Raw genomic sequence first — 20,807 nt, forward strand, 5'->3', positions numbered from 1 at the left:
CGATGTAGCGCCCCGCTGATCGACATACAATCATGACCCATCGGTATACGCAATAGGTCGGAAATGAATCCCTCCAATGTCAGGGCCGGGCTTGACGGCCGTCCATGCGCTGTGGAGCGAGCGGGGCTGCCGCTGCGTGCTTGATGAATTGGGCCGTTGAGCCCGGCCTTGACATTGGAGGCAACGGATTGAGACGTAGCACCGGTGGCTTCGCCTATTTGGGCGTGAGCTGCGCGAGCATATCGGCGAACAGATTGCCGCCGTTCAGGATGTGCTGCCGCATGGCCAGCCGGGCAGCGGCCTCGTCGTAATCCTGGATTGCCGCAACGATGGCCTTGTGTTCCGCGTGCGACGACCGCATGCGCCCCTGCTGGATAAAGCTATGCCGCAGGTAAGGCAACAGCCGTAATCGCAAGTTCGTGATCTCCTTGGTGAGGAATTGATTGCGGCATCCTATATATATAACGTTGTGAAAAGCGACATTCGTGTCTGAATAATCTGGCGTCGACATGTTCTTTACGGCGACATCGCCGATATTGAACTGCTCAAGCAGCTTGTCTCGCTCCGATTGATCCATACGGCGCGCGGCAAGGCTGGCGGCTTCCCCCTCCAACGCGACCAGCACCTCGACCATCGAGATCACCTCGCCCGGCGCGAGCGAGACGACCTCGACGCCGCGCCGAGGCGAATAGCGGACGAGGCCCGCGGCCGACAGCTGCAGCAAAACCTCCCGCGCGGGCGTGCGTGAGATCTTGAACCGCTCGCCGATCGAGCGCTCGTTGAGGACGCTGCCGGGAGGCAATTGGCCGCTGGCGATCTCCTCCTCCAGCACCCACAGCACCTCGTCGCGTAAGCGTGTACCCATCGTGCTGCGCCTCATACGTATCCGTTAAGAGATCTAGCGTATACATAATTTCTGTGATTACGTACCCCGCAGTGCACGGTTGTAGCCGCGCGCGGACCGATAGCTAGCAAACGTCGGCCCTGGGCAGGAGTGCCTTGGCCATCATCACACAAGAGCAACCGCCGGCAAGCAGCGGCCGGCTTGACGGCCATCCCACATTCCCGGCGGGCCGGTCCACTCGAGGGTATGAACAATGTTGCCGTTAGCAGGCGTCCGTGTGCTCGATCTCAGCCGGCTGCTCGCCGGCCCCTTCTGTACGACGATCCTGGGCGATCTCGGCGCCGACATCCTCAAGGTGGAAGCGCTCCCCGGCGGTGACCTGAGCCGCGGCTCGGCGCCCTCTGACCGCGGCGAGAGCGTCTTCTTCCTCAGCATCAACCGCAACAAGCGCAGCGTCGGCATCGACTTCCGCAAGCCGGGCGGCCTCGACCTGATCCGGGAGATGGCGGCAAAGGTCGATGTCGTCGTCGAGAACTTCAAGCCCGGCGTCATGGCCGACATGGGCCTCGATTACGAGCGGCTGAAGCAACGCAATCCGCGCCTGATCTTCGCCAGCGTCAGTGGCTTTGGCAGCGAGGGGCCGTACGGGCGGCTGCCGGGGGTCGACCAGATCGCGCAGGGTATGTCCGGGCTGATGAGCGTCACGGGACAGCAGCAGACGGGGCCGACACGGGTCGGCATCCCCATCGGGGACCTAGTCGCTGGTATGTGGGCGGCGATCGGCGTGCAGGCGGCGCTGATCGCACGGGCCACCACTGGCCAGGGCCAGTTTGTCGAGACCTCGCTTCTCGCCAGCCTCATCGGGCTGATGGGCGTGCAGGGCCAGCGTGTCTTGAGTCTCGGCGAGGTCCCCGACGTCGCCGGCAACCATCACCCGGTGAGCTCGCCCTATGGCCTGTTCCACGCCAAGGACGGGCCCTTCAACTTTTCCGCCGCGACGGGCGCGATGTGGCGGAAGCTCTGCCGCCACATGGATCTCGCGTGGATGCTCGACGACCCGCGCTTTGCCAACGGCGCCGCGCGCCTGGCGAACCGCAAGGAGCTGGAGCAGATCCTCGACGAGCGCTTCCGCTTGCGCAGCAAGCACGAGTGGATCGACGAGCTGCGCGCGCTCGGCATGCCGGCCGGCCCTGTCTACGATCTCGGCGAGGTGTTCTCCGATCCACACGTGGCCGCGAGCGGCATGGTCGAGACGATCGAGCACCCGGTCGTCGGCCAGTTGCGCCAGCTCGCCCTCCCGGTCAGCCTGAGCGGCTTGCGCGAGGGATCGGTCAGGCGTCCGCCGCCGCTGCTGGGCGAACACACCTGGGAGGTGCTCGCCGAGTTCGGCTTGCCGGTGACACGGCTCGCCGGGCTCGCCGAGGCCGAGGTCATCTCCGGCGACAGCCGACAATCGAGGGAAGCCCAACGCGCCGTTTGAGAGCGCGTCGCTCGATCAGCAGACGCAACAGAAAATTGCAAAGGGAGGGACATGCCGATGACCAGAGTTGGAACAGGACTGGCCGGGCTGCTGTTGGCCGCAACCGGCCTTGTCGGGCTCGCCGGGCCGTCGCACGCCGCGGAGCGATTCGCGCTCGGGGCGGTGCTGCCGCTCACCGGGCTCTACGCGCCGCTGGGCGATTTCATCAAGGTCGGCCTGCAGCTGGGCGTCGACCGGGTCAACGCCCAAGGCGGCATCTTGGGGCAGAAGGTGGAACTCGTCGTGCGCGACGATGCCGGCAGCCCCGCCCGCGCCCTGCTGGCGGCACGCCAGCTGGTGTCGGAGGAAAAGGTCTCGGCCATCTACAGTGGCATCATCAGCGGCAATGTGCTGGCCATCCTGCCCTACACCACCAGCCAGAAGCTGGTGACGATCAGCAACGGCTCGAGCCTGTCGATCGGCGACCCCACCAAGTTCCCGTACAGCTTTCAGCTGTCGGATACGTCAGCTGTGCGCGTGCCGCCGGTCGCCGCCGCCCTCAAGAAGCTCGGCGGCGCCAAGGCCGGCCTGCTCGTCACCACCAACCCGGCCAACGCTGCCCTGGGCGACGCGCTCGCCGTCGACCTGCCGGCCAAATACGGCATCGGCGTCGCCGGCCTGATCAAGGTGTCTGCCGACATCAAGGACCTCACCCCGATGGTGCAGAGCCTGCGCGACGGCGGCGCCGACATCATCGTCTTCGACGGCATCGGCCGCGCCGGCATCACCATGGTCATGCAGGCCCTGCAGACCCTGGGGTGGAACGCCAAGGTGGTCACCGAACCGGCGGTGCTCTCCGGCGACCTGAGCGGACTGGTTCCCGACCCGGTCAAGGGCCAGTTCTTCTCGGTCAATTACCGCGGCGCCACGCGCAACCCGGTCAACCCCAACCCGGCGATCGAGCAGTTCACCAACGAGTTCAAGCGGCTGGGCCTGTCGACCTCGAACCTGGGCTGGTCGCTCCTGGCGCAGGATTCGGTCTTCCTGCTCAAATGGGGCTTCGAGCACGCCAAGGCGCAGGACGGCAAGGTCGACAGCGCCGCCGTGGTCGCGGCCATGGAAACGCTGGCCACGGCCGACTATCCGACCGCCTACGCCGCGATGATCGGCAACCCGCGCTACAGCAAGGAGCGGCACACCACCGAGGGCGCGGATTTCACCCATTTCTGGTCCTTGATCGGCCCGAGCCAGCTCGTCGACGGCACCTATGAAGGCGAGAACCTCGACCTGATCAAATGAACCCGGCAGCAACCGCCGGATCGCCTCCGCTCACCAACGATCGAGGTAGGCCATGATCACCGATCTGCTGCAACGCTGGGCGGCGGACACGCCCGACAGGACTTTCCTGCTCACGGACGACGGCACCTACACGTTCTCGCAGATCCATTCGCTGTCACGCCGCTGTGCCACGATGCTGCGCTCACGTGGCATCGGCCTCAATGACCACGTAGCGATCCTGGCGGACAACAGCGCCGCCTACGTCGTCTGCTGGTTCGGCATCAATCTGCTCGGCGCCGTCGCCGTCACCCTGAACAACCAATTGGTGGAGGACGGACTTCGCTATTCGGTGAACCAATCGATGGCCAAGCTCGTCCTCGCCGACCGGACTTGGATCGCCGACAAATTCCGCTATCTCGACGCACCCGCTGCCGCGCTACCCCTGGTCCCGATCGAATCCGAGCGCGCATTTCTGGACGGCTTGGCGCAGTGGGACGAGGATCCGGGCGAGCCCCTGCCGGTCGGACAGATTTCGGCGATCATCTACACCTCGGGCACCACCGGGCTGCCCAAAGGCGTCATGAACAGCCACGGCGTCTTCGAGGCGGTCGGCCGCGCCACCGTCGGCATGGTAGGGCTGCGGGCCGACGACGTCATCATGGCGGTGCTGCCGATGTTCCATGCCAACTCGCAGATGTTCGGGATCATGCCGGCGCTCAGCGCCGGCGCCGCGCTCGCCCTGCGCAGGAAGTTCTCGGCGGGCAGCTTCTTCGAAGACGCCAAGCGCTTCGGCGCCACCGGCTTTCCGGCTGTCGGCACCATCATCTCGATCCTGCAGACGCGCTATGCGGACGGCCAGCGCGACCACGGCATGCGCTTCGTCATCGGCGGCGGCATCTCCGGCAGCGGGGAGACCGGCAAGATCATGAGCGACTTCAGGGAAAAGTTCGGCATCACCATCTACGAAGGCTTCGGCTCGTCGGAAACCGGCGGCTGGTTCACCGGCAACACCGTTGCCGACTACCGCATCGGCTCCAATGGTCGCCCGCGCGTCGACATGGAGGTCAGCATCATAGATGGCGAGGACCGGCCGGTTGCGGCTGGCCAGGAAGGCGAGATCGTGGTGCGGCCGCGCGAGCCCCATGTGATCCTGTCCGGCTACTGGGCCAAGCCCGAAGAGATGGTCAAAGCGACGCGAAATCTGTGGTTCCACACCGGGGATCGCGGCTACCTCGACGAGGATGGCTTCTTGTACTTCACCGGTCGCTATAAGGAGCTGATCCGCAAGAAAGGCGAGATGATCTCCCCGGTGGAGATCGAGACCAAGCTGCGCGAGCTGCCCGGGGTCGACGATTGCGCCGCGGTCGGCATTCCCGATCCCGTAGTCGGGGAGGAGATCAAGGTCTGCCTCGTCGCTTGTAAATGCTACACACCGGCCGAGATAAGAGATTATCTGGCGAACCACTTCCCGGTCTACATGCTGCCGCGGTACGTTGAGTTTCTCGACATCATTCCCAAGACAGAGACCGAGAAGATCCAGCGCGCCAAGCTCAACTATACGGGCGACGGTGTGCACGACCTAGATGGCTAGTCAGGCGACCGAATTACCGCAGGTTGTGACTTGCCTCCTGCGGTGCTGCTAAGACGGCTTGGCGCGCACGAAATCGTCGCGCGCTTCGATAGGTCGCCGTGAGCAAGATCAAGCGGCAGGTCGGCCGCGCAGCTAGTCGGCACCTTGATCGACCGGCGGCTCTATCTCCCGGAAGCAGGCGGGGATGGTGGGCCAAAGCGTATGTGCCCCTTGGCGCTAGCCCAGAGGCTGTTATGAACCTTGTGCGAGCGGTTCGCGAAGCGCCATTCGTTCTGGCTGGAATTGACCAGCGCTCGGGTGGTCGACACGCTATTGTCTCCAAATCGTCTCCAGAAACGCGCGTTTCGTCGGTCATGGAGGATACGGCGTCGTAAACGAACAGGGGCACGCCCTCGGTCTTGTAGGATCCTCGTGCTTCCCATTCTGGCGGCTTAGGGTCAACTATCGCGCGGATGAGACTCTGCTGCCCGGCTGGGTCTTGTCGCTTCGTCAGCCGTTGCCCGCTTCCCTAGATGTCAACGCGCCCTTCGGCGGTTCGGTGAGCTTGCGCTTGCGTGCAGCCTTCTCCTCAGCTGGAAGATCCGAATCCTTCAAGGCCTCTCTCACTGCGGCGCGCGCGGCATCCCGGCTCGCCTCGCGCTTCTGCACCCGCTCCAATGATGAGCTCTCGGCCTGCCCCTCACGCCGCGCCATCCTGGCGCCAGCGCCGCCGCCATTCTCGGGGATGAACTGGACGCCGGCCTCCTCAAGGGCAGCGCGCAATTTGTCAATGGTGGACTGCTTCGCGTCCGCTCCGTTCTCGATTCTGGTCACCGTATTCGCCGTGACTCCGGAACGAGCAGCAAGGTCCCTCACATCCCACCCGAGGGCAGCCCTCGCCATGCGCAGTTGAAACGCTTTCATTTATAACCTGTACAAATAAGTAACGATCTGACCCTAATTAGGACTCTTATAGGGACAAGGTACAAGCAAATGGTTACCCGAGCAACGCTGGATGTGTCCCACCATCACCGGAACCACCGACGACAGCCTCTTCGAATCGTGAAGCCCTTCGCCGAGCACGCCTTGGCGTCCAGTGGAAGCCCCAACGCTTGACGTCGACCTCCACCTGATCGTCGTGTGACGTTCGCAGGGCGACTATCTCTCCGAGGCGGACCTGTCGGCCTCCACGCTCGACAAGGTCGCCGACGCGATCTGGTACGGCGAGCGCGCGGCCGTCGCGTGATCCGCCGCAACCCGGTCGTCGACGCTGAGATTTCGGAGCTGCCGAGCGTCCGCGGCCAGAGGCCGCCATGCCGCGCGCCGAGGTCGTCGACCCGCTCCAGGCGTTGGGCTCGACTTCTTCGAGGACGCCCAGTTCCGCAACGATCGGCGCACCTATGACCGCGAGCTGATGAGAGACGCCGCCTGACGCTGTCTTTCTCCGCGGACCACCTCGCCCGCGCGCCGCGGCGATGGATCTGACGCGAGTCCGAGCGCCCCGGAGCGAGCGCTGTCCGGGCACTCACAGCACGTCACAGCGTCGGGACCCGGCGCACGAACCAGCATGTTCGCGGCCGGGGAGGCTTTGCCTCCGGCGCTCCGATCATCCAGTTTCAACCGACCATGGCCGCTGTCGTGATGCGGGCCGCCCGGCGTATCGAGCACATGCGTGACCCGACCGAGCGGCTGCGGGCCACGGTCGTGTGCTCGGGCGCCCTGGACGCGCGTCCGCCGGACCTGCCGGCACGGGCGGGCGCCTCGCCGAGCGCGATGTTCGAAGGCTGCATCGAGGCCCTGATTGCCTTCGTCGACTATAGCTTGACGGCGATCAGCCTCTGGCCGGTGAGAGCGTCGCCGCTAACGAGTGCGAGGATCCTCACGAACACACCTGGCCGGAGACGGCCGGCCATGGCCGGCTCTGCCATTTGAGCGGTACCGACGACGAGAACGGCTACGATGCCGATGCAGTAAGCGAGGATGGCGATCCGTTCGACGGCGCAGAACTGACAGCGCCGGAAGCCGGCGACAGCAGCCAGCTCTAACGACAGTGAATCAGCAAGAGAGCGCGACGATGGCACAAGCGAAGGACGTCAGCCGGCGTGCCGTATTGGCCGGCATTGCAGGGACCGTGGCAAGCGGCAGCGCCGCCGCCATGGCCGGAATTTCGGCCACGGGCACCAGCGCCGAGGTGGACCCCGTACCGCAGGCAATAGCGGGGAAGGCCGTGCCGGTTTCGTCGCCGCCCTGGAGCCCGCCAGATCCGCCGCCTCAGCCACTGAGAGACGAGTGGCGGAAGCGGCTCCAAGCTTACGCCATATGGCTGCATTTCGAGCGCGCAGGTGCTGGAAGCGCTGGAACCGATGGCGCCGTCGGGGCGCGGCGGCGAGGTGACGCGGAATGGCGCCGCCTTCTACCACCGCTGCGAGCCGGCGCGGGCGACGCGCCAACGAGGGCGGCCGCCGGATCCCGGTGCGCCGCCTACGAGCAGATCGAGCTGCTCGACGCCTGCGACGAGTGGTTCTTCGTCAAGCGCCACCTGATCCATCTGGAGCGGTTCGGCACGCTGAATTACTTCCACGGCCCCATCACGAAGCGCGCCAAGTTCCATTTTCCATCGGGGCCGCGGACTTGGTAGGACGTTCCAAAGCCTTCGACGCGCGCCGAGGCGTTGCTCAGCGCCATCGGCTGCGACCGGCCCCGCGGGGAGGAAGCCCGATGTCCGCCCTCCGCTTCTACTCCGTGAAGGCTTGGGAACGGGCGTGATAAACGCGAGCTTCAACCCGCAATGAAAGCCGCTCGCCGAGATGCGGTCGGCGCGGAGCGCGGAATACGCGCACGTACCCGGCTATGATCTGGTCGCCTTCGAGCATGGAAGCCAGCTCGCGGACGCGATCGGGTGGGGGTCTTCACGAGACCGAAGCTCGATGACCTCGTAGCCAGCGCGCCATCATTCGAAGAAGCCAAGAAACGCGCCGAGAAGTCTTGGCGCACGCTGTTGGATCGGGACCAGTGGGGCTCGGGGCGTCCAGGTATGTCCGCCGACAGGACCGATGCTCATCGGCTCTGGATCGACGTTTACCACGATTGAGAGCGAGCCCTTCGTGGCGGAGCCGACCGCGCCGGCCCGCCTGCTCGTTCTCATCGACCAGCTCTTTCGCGAGATGATCGAGAGCCTGGATACGGCCGCCGATCAGGCGGCCGGCGCGCGGACCATCGGGGTCGCGTGGCTGTGCTGGTCTAGCCCTCTAGAAAGTGTCCGACCGAGTTGAGCGGCTTTACCCCGTCGCAAATGATCTTCGTAATTGCCAGCATGGGGACGGCGAGGATGGCGCCGGGCACACCCCACATCCAGAACCAGAAGATGAGAGCGATGATCACCAGGACGGGATTTAGCGTGAAGCGCCGTGCGAGCAGCATCGGCGTGACAACCTCGCCCTCAATAACGTGGATCACGAAATAGAGGCATGCAGGAAGGAGGGCCCACCACTGTCCCTCAATCGCGAGAAGCCCAGCCAGAAGGAAGACGACGACCGCAAAAAGCGGCCCGATTATGGGAACGTAGTTAAGCAGAAACGCGGTCACTCCCCAGAGCACTGGGTCACCCAAGCCGCACGCCCACATCGCAACGCCGGTGAATAGCCCGACAGCGGCGTTCATTGCCGAGACAGTGACTAGGTAAGCAGATACGTTCTGCTCAACCTGCTGAGAGAGGTCAACAACGTGGCGCTTGTCTTTGAACGTAGGTAGAAGTTCCACAAGTCGACGCAAGAAGGTGTCACCCGATATCAAAAGGAAAAATAAGACTATTATGGTTTCGAAGAACCCGCTAGCGAAGTGCTGAGTTCCTGTGAACAGCATTTCGGTTAAACCAAGCTGTGATCCAGATCCCGCAGTTGCCTGGCCCATGCTGTCAACTTGATGTAGGAATTTCTGCAGCGTTTCGATGGGCTGGCTCAGGAAACGAAGACGTTCCTGAAGACGGGGAATGCCCTCAGGAAGCTTGGCTGCCCAATCCGACGCAGGCGCGGACACCGCGGCCCCAATTGCTACGAGGGTACCAAACACGGTGAGGATTAATGCGAGCGCCGCTAGCGGTCGCGGCACGTGAAATTTTTGCAGCAGCCGCATGCCAGGTTGAAGCAGTAATTTCAGCACGATGGCCAGAACGATCGGAAGAATCACCGCCGCAGCGAAATACGAGACCGTCAGCACGGCCAGGATGAACAGTCCGGCCAGAAGGATGACGACCGGATTAGTGGGCAGCAAAATGTCGTCCTGCTTCGGCCCGCCGGTGGTGGCGTCGTCGGTCACCGGCGCGATAACGACGTTGTCGGTACTCATTGTTTAGCCTCCAGATGGGACGCGGGGTCCTAAATTGGCCCCGATCCGCAAGGCAGAACGCCGACATCCGGCGCCCGTTCCCGGCTCAAGCGCTCGGCGACCGGCCCGTATCGTTTGTGTCGCGCATCAACAGCCATTCCCTTTTCCGACAGCGGTCGTGGTGCTGCGCGGCGTAGGCGATCAGCTATTCCATGGTCTCACCGTCGCGGGGCTGCCGATCGAGCACCATATAGCGCACGGCTCGGTCGGCCTGCCGATCCTGTTCGATCCGCCGGAGCCGACACTCACCCCCGCGGTCGGCGCCCGTCGTCTCGGCCGCCAGCTTGCACGGCAGAGGGACAGGCCATCGCCCCGCGCCAATCTGCGCCATGATCTGATCCATCTCGATGTGGATTTGTTCGCGCGTCATGCGGGCCGGGTCCATGTACCGGCCGCTGCGCTGGTCCTCAGCTTTGCGCCGCCGGCGTTCAAGACCGGCCAGCATTGCCCATCCTATGCGCGCATTCCAAGTAGGTGTCGGCGTCCCTCTCCTTCGCTGCCAAGGCTGGTGACGGCGTCGACATAGTCAGGGCCGTAGCCACTTCGAGCCATGCAGCGCCGGACGGCGGCCTGGAGCTCATCGTTGGTCATCTGCTGCACGCCGGCGTCAGGCCTTCCGCGGGCTTGGATCCGGCGCAAGCCAGCAACATGGCGGTCATAGTCGCGGCTCCGTCTGATGATGATGCGACAGACGCGCATACCGCTTGGCTGGGCGATGACTCCGGCGGCACGGAGCCCGCCCTCGTGAGCGTCTGTCTCCTCTTCCGTCAGCAGTCCGCCGTCCGGGACGACCGGACAGCTGCTGATGGCGCGGGAATGAATTTTGCCCCTCCGCCGGGTATCGGTAACCGCGCCAAAGTACGACCCGGCGCACTGAAATGGCGATATAAATCATCCGCATCATTCGCGGGGCTATCGCAGGGCATGCGTCCGCTCTGACGGTGTGCGCGGGCTTGATCCATTAACCGCGTGAAGATACCGTCAGGGGGGAAATGGGGCCTTTGATGGTATTTTTCTTAGCATCAGCTTGTTGAAATTGAGCGATAAATCGACTTTTAGGAGCGCTATTTCTAGCATAAAAGTATATTTTAGGGTTTCATCTGCTTTACCGATCGTGGCGGGGGGAGATGGCGACGGTATCTGGATTTAAGGCGCTGAGACCTAGGAATAAAATGTACAAGGTCGGTGATTGTGACGGTATGTACGTGGTGGCGCAGCCGTCGGGTGCGATCGTGTTCCGATACGACTCTCGCCTAACGGCCGACGCGAGCCGCTGACGTCGGGCCGACATGGCTCCGCAGGCCTGTCCCTGGTGCGGGAAAGCTCGTCTGCGCCTTCGCCATCCTGCACGGCGAAAAGGTCGCCAAATCCGCCGACGAGGTTGGGCCGGCATCCATTGCTACGTTCGTCCCGAGCGACCGGGCGCCGTCGCCGACCACCAGGATCCACATGGTCATGCCGTGTATCCGCCATTCACGTCGATTACCGACCCGGTGATGAAGCCTGCGTCGGCTCCCGCTAGGAAGATGATCGTGGCTGCGACCTCGCTGAGTTGGGCGATGCGCGGGATCGCATGCGACGCCTTGAAGGTTGGCGGCAGAGCGGCGACTGAGCCGAGCGCCGCGGCCGCCATGTCGGTATCCATGACGCCGGCCTGGACGACGTTCACGGTAATATTGCGTGGGCCCAGGTCACGCGCCGCGCCGCGCGTATAGCCGACGATAGCGGCCTTGCTGGCGGCGTAGTCGGTGACGCCGGGCAGGCCGACCCGCGTGCCGAGACCGGACCCGACCGAGATGATCCGCCCGCCCTCGGGTAGAACCCTCGCAGCGGCGCGGATGTTGGCGATGACCCCCATGGTGTTGATCATCCACTGCCGGTCCATCGCGGCGTTGTCGATCTCGGGATCGTCAATGGTCTTGCCCTGGATCGCGATGGCGGCGTTGTTCACCAGGATGTCGAGCTTGCCGAAGGTTTCCACCACGGTCCGGACCAGCGGTTCGGAGGCAGCGGGATCACCTTGGTCAGCCTGGATGGCGACGGCGCGCGCACCTTTCGCCTTCAGGGTTTCGACGACGGCGTTCGCCTTTTCCTTAGAGGAGACATAGCTGATGGCGACATCGGCCCCCTGATGGGCAAACGCTGTGGCGATTGCGGTGCCAAGGCCGCGCGAACCGCCGGTGACGAGCGCGACCTTGCCCGAAAGTGTCTTGGTCATTGTGAACTCCGTTGATCGATTTGAAGGTTCGGGATGGTGTGACGCGTCACCAGGGCAGGCGCTCGTCGAGAAAGAAGAAGCCGCCAGTCGGCCCGTCCTCGCCGAGCGTTGCGTATTTGATCGCGGTACGCGCGCCGTCCGCGATGGTCATCTTCGCCCGCTCCCCGCCCATTGCCGTCCGGAGCCAGCCGGGGTGGATCGTGTTGATCTTGATGGATGTGCCGCGCAACTCCTCGGCCAAGAGGATGGTCGCCGCGTTCAGTGCGGCCTTGGAGGTGTCGTAGCCGAGCATGCGGCCCGGATAGACCGGCGAGGACGGATCGGAGAGATGGGCCAGCGATCCCCGAATACTCGAGACGTTGACGATGCGGGGCGCGGCCGACCGCCGCAGCAGTGGCAGCAGTGTCTGCGTCAGGAACAGCGGCGCGAAGAAATTGACCTCGAACGTCTCGCGCACCTCGCCTGGCAGAGCGACGCTCGGCTGGCGGATGGCCGGCACGCCGGCATCCGGGCTGTCGAGGAGGATACCGGCATTGTTGATCAGGATGTCGAGCCTGCCGAAGTCGCGATCGATGGTCTCGTAAGCGGCGCGCCGGTCCTCTTCGCTGGTGACGTCGAGCTTGAGCGATGACGCCTGGCGCCCCTGCTTGCGCAGAGCGGCCGCAGCGTGCTCCGCCCGCGAGACGTCGCGCGCTCCGACGATCACATGGGCATTGAGCGCCACCAACTCGCGGCAGATCTCGACACCCAGCCCACGCGCACCGCCGGTCACGAGTGCGATCCGGCCGTAAGCGAACCAGTTGTGTGTCGGCGGTTCAGCGGCCATGGTTAGGCTCCTTAACTGCGGCAGTCGACGGGCCGGGATTGTCGCGCGGCGGCAGATCGTTCCTGCGGCGCGCGACGTCCACCAGATTGTCGAGGTTGCCGATGTCCAAGCCGAGGCGCCGAATGGCCGACGCTCGCGACCGAGCCGCCGGAATGGCTGTGCAGCAGCACATGATCGGGCGAGGCGTCGATCGGGATGGCCCGGAGCGCGGGAACTCCGCCCGCATCCGCCTCGGCATAGGTCACGCGTTCCGGCTCGGTAGTGAGCATGTGCCGCCGCTCGGCGAGGCCACGTTGCATCGCGACGTCGTCCGCCGGCCAGCGGCTGGCGAGGTCTGCATAGAAATCTGCCATCTCGAGAAGCTGGTCGCTAGGCATCCTCTGATCTCAGGTAAGTTTAATGATGAAACTACATTAGGCGAACTGATTTAATGACGCAACTGGTTTATGCTCGGGCCCGCCTGCGCGTGGACGGCCTCATTGAAGTGGACCGAAGGGATGCGAAGAAAGAGTCTCGACGATGCCAACTGTCCGGTCGCGCGGTCGCTCGATGTCATCGGCGACTGGTGGTCGCTCTTGATCGTGCGCGATGCGCTGAACGGCATACGCCGCTTCGGAGATTTCGAGCGAAGCCTGGGCCTGGCGAGGAACATTCTCTCGGCAAGGCTGAAGGCGCTGGTCGGTCATGGAATTCTGGAGACCCTGCCCGCCTCAGACGGCAGCGCCTACCGGGAATATGTGCCGACCGAAAAGGGCCGGAAGCTCTTCCCAGTCATTATCGCGCTCGGCCAGTGGGGAACCGAGCACCTGTTCCACCCCTCCGAGCTTTGTTCGCGTCCCGTCGACGCCAGGAATGGACAGCCGCTCGACCGGATGCGTGTTCTGGCGAGTGACGGTCGCGAGCTTGGCCCCGGGGATATCGAATCGGCGTTCGTATAGTGCCTACACGCCGCGTGTCAGGTCGAGGGGCACGAATCGTGCATCGGACAAGAGAGCGGCCGCGGGACCCGCGCCCTGCTGGCGATCCCGGCCGCAAACGCCAGCACGAGCGCCGCCAGCGAAAGGATCAGGTGCGATCGCGTCGATGCGCCGCTCGTCATCGACGGCCCGATCAACGGCGCACTCTTTGCGCTCTATGCCGAGAAGATCCTGGCGCCGACACTGGCCAAGGGCGACGTCGTCATCCTCGACAATCTCAGCAGCCACAAGAGCCAGGCGGCCCGTCGCGCCATCCGCCGGACCGGTGCTCACATGCTCTTCCTGCCGCCCTACAGCCCCGATCTCAATCCCATCGAGCAGCTCTTCGCCAAGCTCAAACATCTCATGCGGCAGGCTCAGCCCAGAACAGTCGAGGCCACATGACGCAAGCTCGGCGACCTGCTCAACCTTCTCTCACCAGACGAATGCGCCAACTATCTCAAAAATGCTGGATACGCTTCCATCTAAATGAAGCATGCTCTAGACTGGCCCAGCTGGCGGGGGGCTTTTCGGGCGGTTAGAAGTCAAGCAACGGCTCCCATCGCGGAGTTGTAGAGCCCGTTGCCGACCGTTGGACAAGCCTGTGCGCCACGATGCGCCGTGAGGAGACCTCGCCAGGAGCCTGGCTTCTCTGCGAAGCCGGCACGATGACCGCTTCATGATCGGGTCGGATCGATAGGCGTCTCAATCCTGTTGTCGAATTGTTAGCCTGAACCGACGTTCAGCTCCGCCTGCCCGCTCGTCACTGGACGGGATCTCTATCCGCGCCGCGACGCGGAAATCCTCGTGGTTCGGGTGGTCTTCGCCTCCCAGCAGCGGTAGCGTCTGTCGATTCAGATCCGATTCAGGATGATCGCTAGGCCACGCGCTACCGCCTCGATCGCTTTTGCCATGCCGTGCTGGCGGGCGACGAGAAGCTCCCATGCCTTCAACGGTGGGCTCCGCTTCGATATCCGCAGCACGATCCGGACCCGACCAGGTTCGAACGGATCCCGACATTGCCGACTTCGAAATGGCTCGATCCCGGTCGATCTCGCCGGATTGACAGTGCGAGGGCGTCAGCCCGAGGTGGGCCGAGACGGAAGCGAACGGCCGAAGCGCGCCGGTTCGTCGACGGCGGCCCGAAAGCTCAGGCAACCATCGGTCCGACACCCGGCGCCATTGTCAGCAGCGTGCAGATCTCGTCGCTCTCGGCCACGCGCCTCATCGCCTTGTGCAGATGCTGCAATTGCTCGCGTGGCACGAGTCGCACCTCTGGGAGCGGCTCCAATGATCAGGCTAAGATGCTGGGATTGTTCGAGCAGTTCGAGGATACGTCGCTCGAACTGAAGCCGGGTCACGGCTCCGACTATCACCTTGCCCCCCGGAACAGCGGGCTGTCGGAGCCCCAACAACCCGACTTTTTTGCGTCTTGGATAAGGTCGACCGTACCCGGCCCCGTCACGGTCGAAGGGGTCAGCGTCGGCAGCTGCCCCAGTGGAGAAAACGTCCCGTGTAGCGGCTATAGCAATACACCCGGGGCACTGACCGATAGTAGACCCGCCTCGGACGGCAACTGCCCCACTTAATAAAACGCCCTGTGTAGCGGTTGTAGCAGAACACCCGCGCAGGCCCGACGTGCGAAAGATCGTCGGCCGCGGTGGCTATCGCATTTGGATGGGCAGGTAGTGCGGAGCTCGCGGTTGGCGCTAGAATGCACGTTCCGAAAGCGACTACGCCGGCAATCAACAGGGCTCGCATTGGTGCTCCCTCATGCAAGTTGGCGACCGAGCGCGGGCCGCCTTTCAACGGCTAACCGCCTAGCGCTACCACCACTGTGTGTAATCTGTGCATCAAGCCTGGGCAGCCACGCCACGCGCTCTCGCTCCCCGGTCAAGGCGAGTGCAGGCAGCAGCGTCACGCCAAAGAGGCCCCGCGGTTCCGCGGCCCAGTTGCCTGAGCGACGTCGGGAGATTGCGGAGAAGCGAGGCAAAGCCGTTCCGGACGACGCCAGAACACTCTCTCGGACCAAGGAACTCGCCGCTTCAGCCGGCAGCAAGGGCCGGAAGAACGTGGCGCCCGAACAGCGGGGCTTCTCCCAAGGACCGCGAGCTTCCGTTGTAGCCAGCCGAGCCCCGCTCGCAGCCTTGGGGGATCTTAGAGTGTCTCTCTAGCGGTCCTCATCGGAGCTGATGCCCATTCGGCCGGGCCTCTTGGGGCGGATCAGGCCAGAGAAAATAGCCGCGCAGATCGACTGCGGCCAACAGCGCGTTCTTGCCTGCCAACCGCGAAGGATCTCGGTCGGCGACGAGTTTCGTCATGAAATTCCAAGGGCCGTGTTCTGCCGGTAGATTGCGACCGGCGGCATCGCGCGTCACCGCGATAATCTGGCGGGGTCCGACGAACTGATAAAGGATGACGGCACGGCTCATTTCCCCAACCTAACGCATGCCGCCCGCCAGCGCCTTATCAATCCGAAGATCGGCGGTCCTTGGGTCGCGGCCTCTCGTCTGGGCGCTCCATTCATCGAACGTTGATGTTCGTCGTCTAGGCATGCTCACGCGAGGGCACTTTACAGCGTCGGCCCTTCCGCGCGTCTTATATCACTTAACTTGCCCCGTCGCACTTGCGGGCGCGGTTCTTTGCGCGACCTAAGTTCGGCGGGAGCGCCCGAACGGCGAGCGATCGCTTCTCCGCCGGGTTTTCTGATTTTTGTGATTGGCGTTCCTGTCCTCGGGTTGCGCAGATCGTTCGGATCGAGTCTTAGGGTTCGGCGCTTCCACCGCTGGCGTCGCTCGAAGCTCGATGCGTGCGAATGCGCCCGAAAGGCCGGAGTAGAGGGGGCGGCCTTTCGTCTTGGCTGTCGCCGCTCTCTCTTACCCCCTGTTCCGTCGGCCCTGCCGAGCCCCATCAGCCGCAAAGCGCGTTTCTCGTTCGGCCATGATTCAGGAGCACATCTAGGGCCCTCCCTGTTCCAACGCCCCGACCATCGACGTCGATAGCGTGATTTCAACGCTCTCCATCCAATTCGCCGCTCCGATGCGGCGCCTGCGCTGCGCGGTCCGTTCATCGACGACGCGAGGGGGATCGTTGCCGATGGCACCACTGTCTCCATGTGCCGTGATGGAAATGACCGATGTGAAGTCCGGGCCGACGCGGACACGCACCAGCCGCAGAGGGCACTGCCGCCTCGTCAGCAGCAGCGATGCTTCACACTGATATGGATGGATAAGCGGGGCGGCTTGCCTGCCGCCGGTGTAGACGGGCGCATTTGGCGGTCGGATGCCCTCTTGCCAACCAAGGCCTCGCGGCGCTCCAATGCCCCGGGCTCGCCTGTCGCATTCCATCCGGCGGGCGGGCTGCAAGGGCCAGCGTCGCCTCTATAATCGCCAATCAAGGCACAGCTCATGGCGGCAGCAGAGGTCCGCGGCCGTTTTCTGGGCGAAGAGGTGGAACGCCGCGTAGAAGCGCCGTTGGAGCGCGACAAGGCCGAGGCTACGCTCGGACGGTACGTTCCGCAGATGTTCACCGAGATGGCGCAGGTGCTCTCGCCCATCTAGCTGCTGCTCCATCGACTGGGCATTGCAGAGAAGGGTCGCTCGAATCGCAGCTAGCCATGCGCGCAGCAATCGAGCACTAACTTTACGCATATTTCCCGGACTATCCAAAGGTTAATACTACAGAAGAAGTTCACAATCCGGTAATAGAAATCTGCCTCGGGGCCGTAAGCACCGCGATAGAGCTGGCAGAACATCTCACAGACCGCAGGAAATCGAGGCTTGCCGACCTAAGCCCACCGGCCGCGTTCCCACCCACACGGATGAGATCGAGAGGCATCCTGCACTGCTGATCATCTTGACTCTGGCCGCCACGATGGACCCGCAAAGAGCATAGCATCTTCCGAGAGAAGCTGGCGGAGACAGGCCGTCTTCCGCCAGAAGCAAATACACCTAAGCAGGAACTTGTCATTCAAGCTGCTGAAGCCGGCGCGGACAAAGAGCGCGCGCCCAGGACAGGTCACCGGGGTGCTCAGGAATAGAAAACCCGCCAGCAAGTATTATTGCTTAGCCTGTTGTGCCTATGATTTGACATGGGCCGCCCACCACAACGTCGACGACCGCAGCAGCAGAGCACGCCCGCCGCCACCGCCAGGAGCCGAGCGGTTGCACCGCGGCTCCGCAGGACTGACCAGCCCGAGCCGATCGAGCAGCCGCCTCCAGGCTGGATAGAGCCCGCATTGGCCAAGCTGGCCGTCAAGATCTCGACCGGCCCGGGATGGTCGCACGAGATGAAGCTCGACGGCTACCGGCTGTGCTGCCAGGTGGCCGACGGCGCGGTGACGATCTGGACGCGCAACGGTCACGACTGGACGGCCCGCTTTCCTTCGATCGCTGTCGAGCGGGTGCGGCTGCCGGTCCACGACGCTGTGATTGACGGCGAGGCCGTGGTGCTGGACGAGCGCAGAATTCCCAGCTTCGGGGCACTACAATCGGCCTTCGGCCGCGGCCGACGCCATCTTCATGGCCTTCGACCTGCTGCACCTCGACGGGCTTGATCTGCGGGGCTGGAAACGGGCCGACCGCGCGATGCTCTGTTCAACGTCGTTCCGGCGACGCTGCGCCATGTACACATCAGCGAGAATATCGAGGGCGACGCCAAGCGCATCCTCGAGGCCGCGTGCGAGCACCAGCTGGAAGGCATCGTCAGCAGGCGCTGTGCCGCGCCTACAGGTCGGGCAGGACCAGCGATTGGGTCAAGACGAAGTGAGTCTCGTCCGACACCTTCGTCATTATCGGCTACGAGCCGGCGTCCTCTGGACACGGCATCGGGGGGTTGCGCGTCGCCGAAGTGGGCGATGACGGCAAGCTCGTGTCCGTGGGCGGCGTAGGAGCCGGCCTCACGCGCGAGGTAGCCATGGCCCTGGCGCAGAAGCTCGACGCGATCCGCACGCCCAAGCCACCCGTCCCCGCGCTGCGCTCCAAGACGGTCGTGTGGGTGCGGCCGGAGCTGTGCGCCGAGGTGGAATACCGCAGCAGAACGCGCGACGGCGAGCTGAGGCACGCCAGTTTCAAGGGGCTACGTGAGCCCACCGACATGTGATCTGCGCAGCGCCCCCAAGGGTTACGGCGCGACGTCACCCGACGTGTTGCGCTTGAACTCGCGAGCGGCTGCCTGAAGCTTATCCCGGTCGTTGCCATATTTGTCGATCAGTTCAAGCACCAGTTCCCGCGTAAGGCCGAACTTTCGAGCGAACTCATCGACCTCGTCAGCTGAAACCTGCTGGCGGTCGGCTGCTCCCACTTTGGTCTTGTCGTCAGTCATCTGCTGGCCCTCCATTGGCAGTTGCTGCTACCACAACGGCCGAAGGCCATCGGAGGTCCCTGTCCCTCACGCAGCTGGGGACCGGGCGGCCGGTCGTCCGCCACGATCTGAGATGACCCGTCCGGCAGCGAACGCTGTAGCTGGCTTGCCTCTTCCCAGGGCGCGGAGAGCCAAGTCACGGCGCAAGATTTGAAAGGTAGGCCCAAACGGCGCCCTGATCATCAGCGCGAGCCGTGAGCCCGACATATCCATCGGGACGCACGAGCCAGAGCACATCATCGAGCGGCCCTATCCCAGTGCCGACGATCAACTTGGGAAACTGTTCGGCCAATGGCGCTGTCGATGCCGGATCGCCAAGGAGCGTAAAGCCCGCCTGCCCGTCGGCATCAGGACCCGGTTCGGGTTTGGGAAGCGGCCAGCGCTCGCCGGCCAACGGGGCACCGCGGAGGCTCGCCGTCCCGCGGGCCGCCACAGTGAGGGGGCTCTTGGAATAAGCCAGCTCAATCTCTGCCAGGGTCTGAGCGACGCGATGCTGAACCCGCGGAAAGTTCAGGGCGACGTGCGCAATCTTGTTGCGGACGGCTTGAGCGAGCGGATTATGAACGACAGCCGCATCCGTCATTAGCGAGGCGTTGCGGAGGACGATGTCGCCGACCGCGCTCCGCTCCTGCGAATAGCTATCGAGGAGCGAAAGGCGGCAGTCGGCTCGCGCCACCATCGCCAGCTTCCAAGACAAGTTGAAGGCATCCTGCATGCCGGTATTCATGCCCTGCCCGCCGGCAGGGCTGTGGATATGCGCGGCATCGCCGGCCAGGAAGATGCGACCCCGGCTATAGTCACGAACCTTGCGTTCGTTGATGCGGAACGCCGTCAGCCAGATGGGATTGCTGAGCCTGATGCCACCCGGCCCCCTTCGATCTACCAGCGCCTGAACATCGTCGAGCGTCGGATCGGGCCGGTGCCCATCAGCTGTCGCGGCCGCGCCAAGGTCGGAGATGACGCGATAGCGGCCCTCGGCAATCGGGAAGAAGACGAGGATGCCGTCGGCGTGCCAGAAGATGCCGATCTCGTCTGGGTCCTTCAGACCTGTGAGATTGACATCTGCCAAGGCCCAATCGCTCGGCTGGGTCGATCCTTCGAAGCTCATTCCCAGGCCGTGTCGGACGGTGGAGTGGGCTCCATCGCAGCCGATCAGCCATTCTATATCCATGGTCGTCGTGGCTCCGGCAGCGTCCTGGAGTGTGCCGAATACACAGCCGCCATGTTCCTGGAAGTCCGACAACTCCACTTGCCGGTCGACCTCGACGCCGAGCTCACGCAGGTGGGCTTCCAGGATGCGCTCGGTTTCGCTCTGGGGGATCATCAATGCGAAGGGATAAGGGCTCTGAATGCTGTTCAGACTGACACGGGCGATGGTCTCGGCACCAGTCGAGAAATAGGCGCCGTGGCACTTCGCGCCGACACTCAGAAATCGCTCGACGAGACCGGCGCCGGCGAGCAGCTCGAGACTTCGGCTCCAGATGACGAGAGCCTTCGATTTGTCCGTGCGAGAGTCCGCCTTGTCGATGATTCGCGTCGGCACGCCGTACCGCGTGAGCTCGATGGCCATCGTGAGGCCGACAGGTCCAGCCCCCGCTATCAAGACCCGGGCATCATTGGGCATTGCGTTTGCTCCTTTGACCGCGCCCATCCAATCAGGGCGGGGAGGATATCGTCAATGGCAACAGGTCTGCACGGGCGCGACGGTGCTCGGGGGAGAGCATGGCCAACCACCTGAGTTTCTTCGTCGTCAGCCCCGCCGGCGTGAGCCCGGGGCAAGGCGGCAACGTGTAGCCGGCCGCGCTGTTCTGAGAATCGAAAGGCCGGCGCTCCCGCACCGGCCCTTGCGGCTCGAGCGCAGAGCGTGGGGGCTGCGCGAGCCGAGTTATTGAAACCCGGCGGGTCCGGGTTG

At 63.9% G+C, this 20,807-nt stretch carries 19 protein-coding genes and 1 pseudogene; 10 read left to right on the forward strand and 10 right to left on the reverse strand.

The features are described 5' to 3' along the window. Window positions 1–214: 214 nt before the first annotated feature. Window positions 215–865, reverse strand: a complete 651-nt coding sequence (locus ACZ5PO_RS10250) for a GntR family transcriptional regulator (protein WP_464192943.1) — start codon at window positions 863–865, stop codon at window positions 215–217. 232 nt (window positions 866–1,097) lie between these two features. Here ACZ5PO_RS10250 and ACZ5PO_RS10255 point away from each other — a divergent pair, with 232 nt between their 5' ends. The 3 genes from ACZ5PO_RS10255 to ACZ5PO_RS10265 are packed head-to-tail and all read left to right on the forward strand — an operon-like array spanning window position 1,098 to window position 5,172. Further along, window positions 1,098–2,324, forward strand: a complete 1,227-nt coding sequence (locus ACZ5PO_RS10255) for a CaiB/BaiF CoA transferase family protein (protein ID WP_464192945.1) — start codon at window positions 1,098–1,100, stop codon at window positions 2,322–2,324. Between the two features lie 57 nt (window positions 2,325–2,381). Beyond that, window positions 2,382–3,602 carry an ABC transporter substrate-binding protein gene (locus tag ACZ5PO_RS10260; protein WP_464192947.1) on the forward strand — a complete coding sequence of 407 codons (1,221 nt, stop codon included), beginning with the start codon at window positions 2,382–2,384 and terminating at the stop codon, window positions 3,600–3,602. Window positions 3,603–3,654: 52 nt separating this feature from the next. Then, a complete protein-coding gene (locus tag ACZ5PO_RS10265; RefSeq protein ID WP_464192949.1) occupies window positions 3,655–5,172 on the forward strand; it encodes a class I adenylate-forming enzyme family protein in 1,518 nt (505 codons plus the stop codon). Between the two features lie 489 nt (window positions 5,173–5,661). On the opposite strand, the gene ACZ5PO_RS10270 is transcribed toward ACZ5PO_RS10265, so the two are convergent. Next, window positions 5,662–6,075, reverse strand: a complete 414-nt coding sequence (locus ACZ5PO_RS10270) for a helix-turn-helix domain-containing protein (protein ID WP_464192951.1) — start codon at window positions 6,073–6,075, stop codon at window positions 5,662–5,664. Window positions 6,076–6,777: 702 nt separating this feature from the next. Here ACZ5PO_RS10270 and ACZ5PO_RS10275 point away from each other — a divergent pair. After that, window positions 6,778–7,083, forward strand: coding sequence for a hypothetical protein (locus ACZ5PO_RS10275; RefSeq protein ID WP_464192953.1), 306 nt, complete (start codon window positions 6,778–6,780; stop codon window positions 7,081–7,083). Window positions 7,084–7,201: 118 nt separating this feature from the next. Next, a complete protein-coding gene (locus tag ACZ5PO_RS10280) occupies window positions 7,202–7,789 on the forward strand; it encodes a hypothetical protein (RefSeq protein ID WP_464192955.1) in 588 nt (195 codons plus the stop codon). A gap of 602 nt (window positions 7,790–8,391) precedes the next feature. Here the strand turns inward: ACZ5PO_RS10280 and ACZ5PO_RS10285 are convergent. The 5 genes from ACZ5PO_RS10285 to ACZ5PO_RS10305 all read right to left on the reverse strand — a co-directional run bounded on the left by ACZ5PO_RS10285 (window position 8,392) and on the right by ACZ5PO_RS10305 (window position 12,955). After that, window positions 8,392–9,495, reverse strand: a complete 1,104-nt coding sequence (locus ACZ5PO_RS10285) for an AI-2E family transporter (protein WP_464192957.1) — start codon at window positions 9,493–9,495, stop codon at window positions 8,392–8,394. Window positions 9,496–9,679: 184 nt separating this feature from the next. Beyond that, window positions 9,680–9,979, reverse strand: a complete 300-nt coding sequence (locus ACZ5PO_RS10290; RefSeq protein ID WP_464192959.1) for a hypothetical protein — start codon at window positions 9,977–9,979, stop codon at window positions 9,680–9,682. Window positions 9,980–10,987: 1,008 nt separating this feature from the next. After that, complete coding sequence (locus tag ACZ5PO_RS10295; RefSeq protein ID WP_464192961.1) at window positions 10,988–11,752, reverse strand: SDR family NAD(P)-dependent oxidoreductase; 765 nt, start codon at window positions 11,750–11,752, stop codon at window positions 10,988–10,990. Between the two features lie 46 nt (window positions 11,753–11,798). Next, entirely contained in the window at window positions 11,799–12,578 is a 780-nt protein-coding gene (locus ACZ5PO_RS10300; RefSeq protein ID WP_464192963.1) for an SDR family oxidoreductase, read from the reverse strand. An 11-nt stretch (window positions 12,579–12,589) separates the two neighbouring features. Then, window positions 12,590–12,955: a hypothetical protein gene (locus tag ACZ5PO_RS10305; protein ID WP_464192965.1), complete on the reverse strand. Its 366-nt coding sequence runs from the start codon at window positions 12,953–12,955 to the stop codon at window positions 12,590–12,592. A gap of 120 nt (window positions 12,956–13,075) precedes the next feature. Between ACZ5PO_RS10305 and ACZ5PO_RS10310 the strand changes: the two genes are divergently transcribed. Next, window positions 13,076–13,516 (forward strand): winged helix-turn-helix transcriptional regulator, encoded by a 441-nt coding sequence (locus tag ACZ5PO_RS10310; protein WP_464196788.1) that lies wholly within the window; start codon window positions 13,076–13,078, stop codon window positions 13,514–13,516. Window positions 13,517–13,642: 126 nt separating this feature from the next. Then, window positions 13,643–14,023: pseudogene (locus ACZ5PO_RS10315) on the forward strand (transposase); the annotation flags it as partial. A 1,691-nt stretch (window positions 14,024–15,714) separates the two neighbouring features. On the opposite strand, the gene ACZ5PO_RS10320 reads toward ACZ5PO_RS10315, so the two are convergent. Then, window positions 15,715–15,966, reverse strand: coding sequence for a hypothetical protein (locus tag ACZ5PO_RS10320; protein WP_464192967.1), 252 nt, complete (start codon window positions 15,964–15,966; stop codon window positions 15,715–15,717). 975 nt (window positions 15,967–16,941) lie between these two features. On the opposite strand from ACZ5PO_RS10320, the gene ACZ5PO_RS10325 reads away from it, so the two are divergent. From ACZ5PO_RS10325 to ACZ5PO_RS10335, 3 genes are all read left to right on the forward strand, one after another. Then, window positions 16,942–17,094: a hypothetical protein gene (locus tag ACZ5PO_RS10325; protein ID WP_464192969.1), complete on the forward strand. Its 153-nt coding sequence runs from the start codon at window positions 16,942–16,944 to the stop codon at window positions 17,092–17,094. A 677-nt stretch (window positions 17,095–17,771) separates the two neighbouring features. Further along, complete coding sequence (locus ACZ5PO_RS10330; RefSeq protein WP_464192971.1) at window positions 17,772–18,089, forward strand: ATP-dependent DNA ligase; 318 nt, start codon at window positions 17,772–17,774, stop codon at window positions 18,087–18,089. A 269-nt stretch (window positions 18,090–18,358) separates the two neighbouring features. Continuing rightward, window positions 18,359–18,634, forward strand: coding sequence for an ATP dependent DNA ligase (locus tag ACZ5PO_RS10335; protein ID WP_464196790.1), 276 nt, complete (start codon window positions 18,359–18,361; stop codon window positions 18,632–18,634). Window positions 18,635–18,655: 21 nt separating this feature from the next. Here the strand turns inward: ACZ5PO_RS10335 and ACZ5PO_RS10340 are convergent, their stop codons facing one another. After that, window positions 18,656–18,856 (reverse strand): DUF3606 domain-containing protein, encoded by a 201-nt coding sequence (locus ACZ5PO_RS10340; RefSeq protein ID WP_464192973.1) that lies wholly within the window; start codon window positions 18,854–18,856, stop codon window positions 18,656–18,658. A 175-nt stretch (window positions 18,857–19,031) separates the two neighbouring features. Next, window positions 19,032–20,519, reverse strand: a complete 1,488-nt coding sequence (locus ACZ5PO_RS10345) for an FAD-dependent monooxygenase (protein WP_464192975.1) — start codon at window positions 20,517–20,519, stop codon at window positions 19,032–19,034. Window positions 20,520–20,807 lie beyond the last annotated feature (288 nt).

This window comes from Chelatococcus sp. KU-N122 (assembly GCF_055391085.1).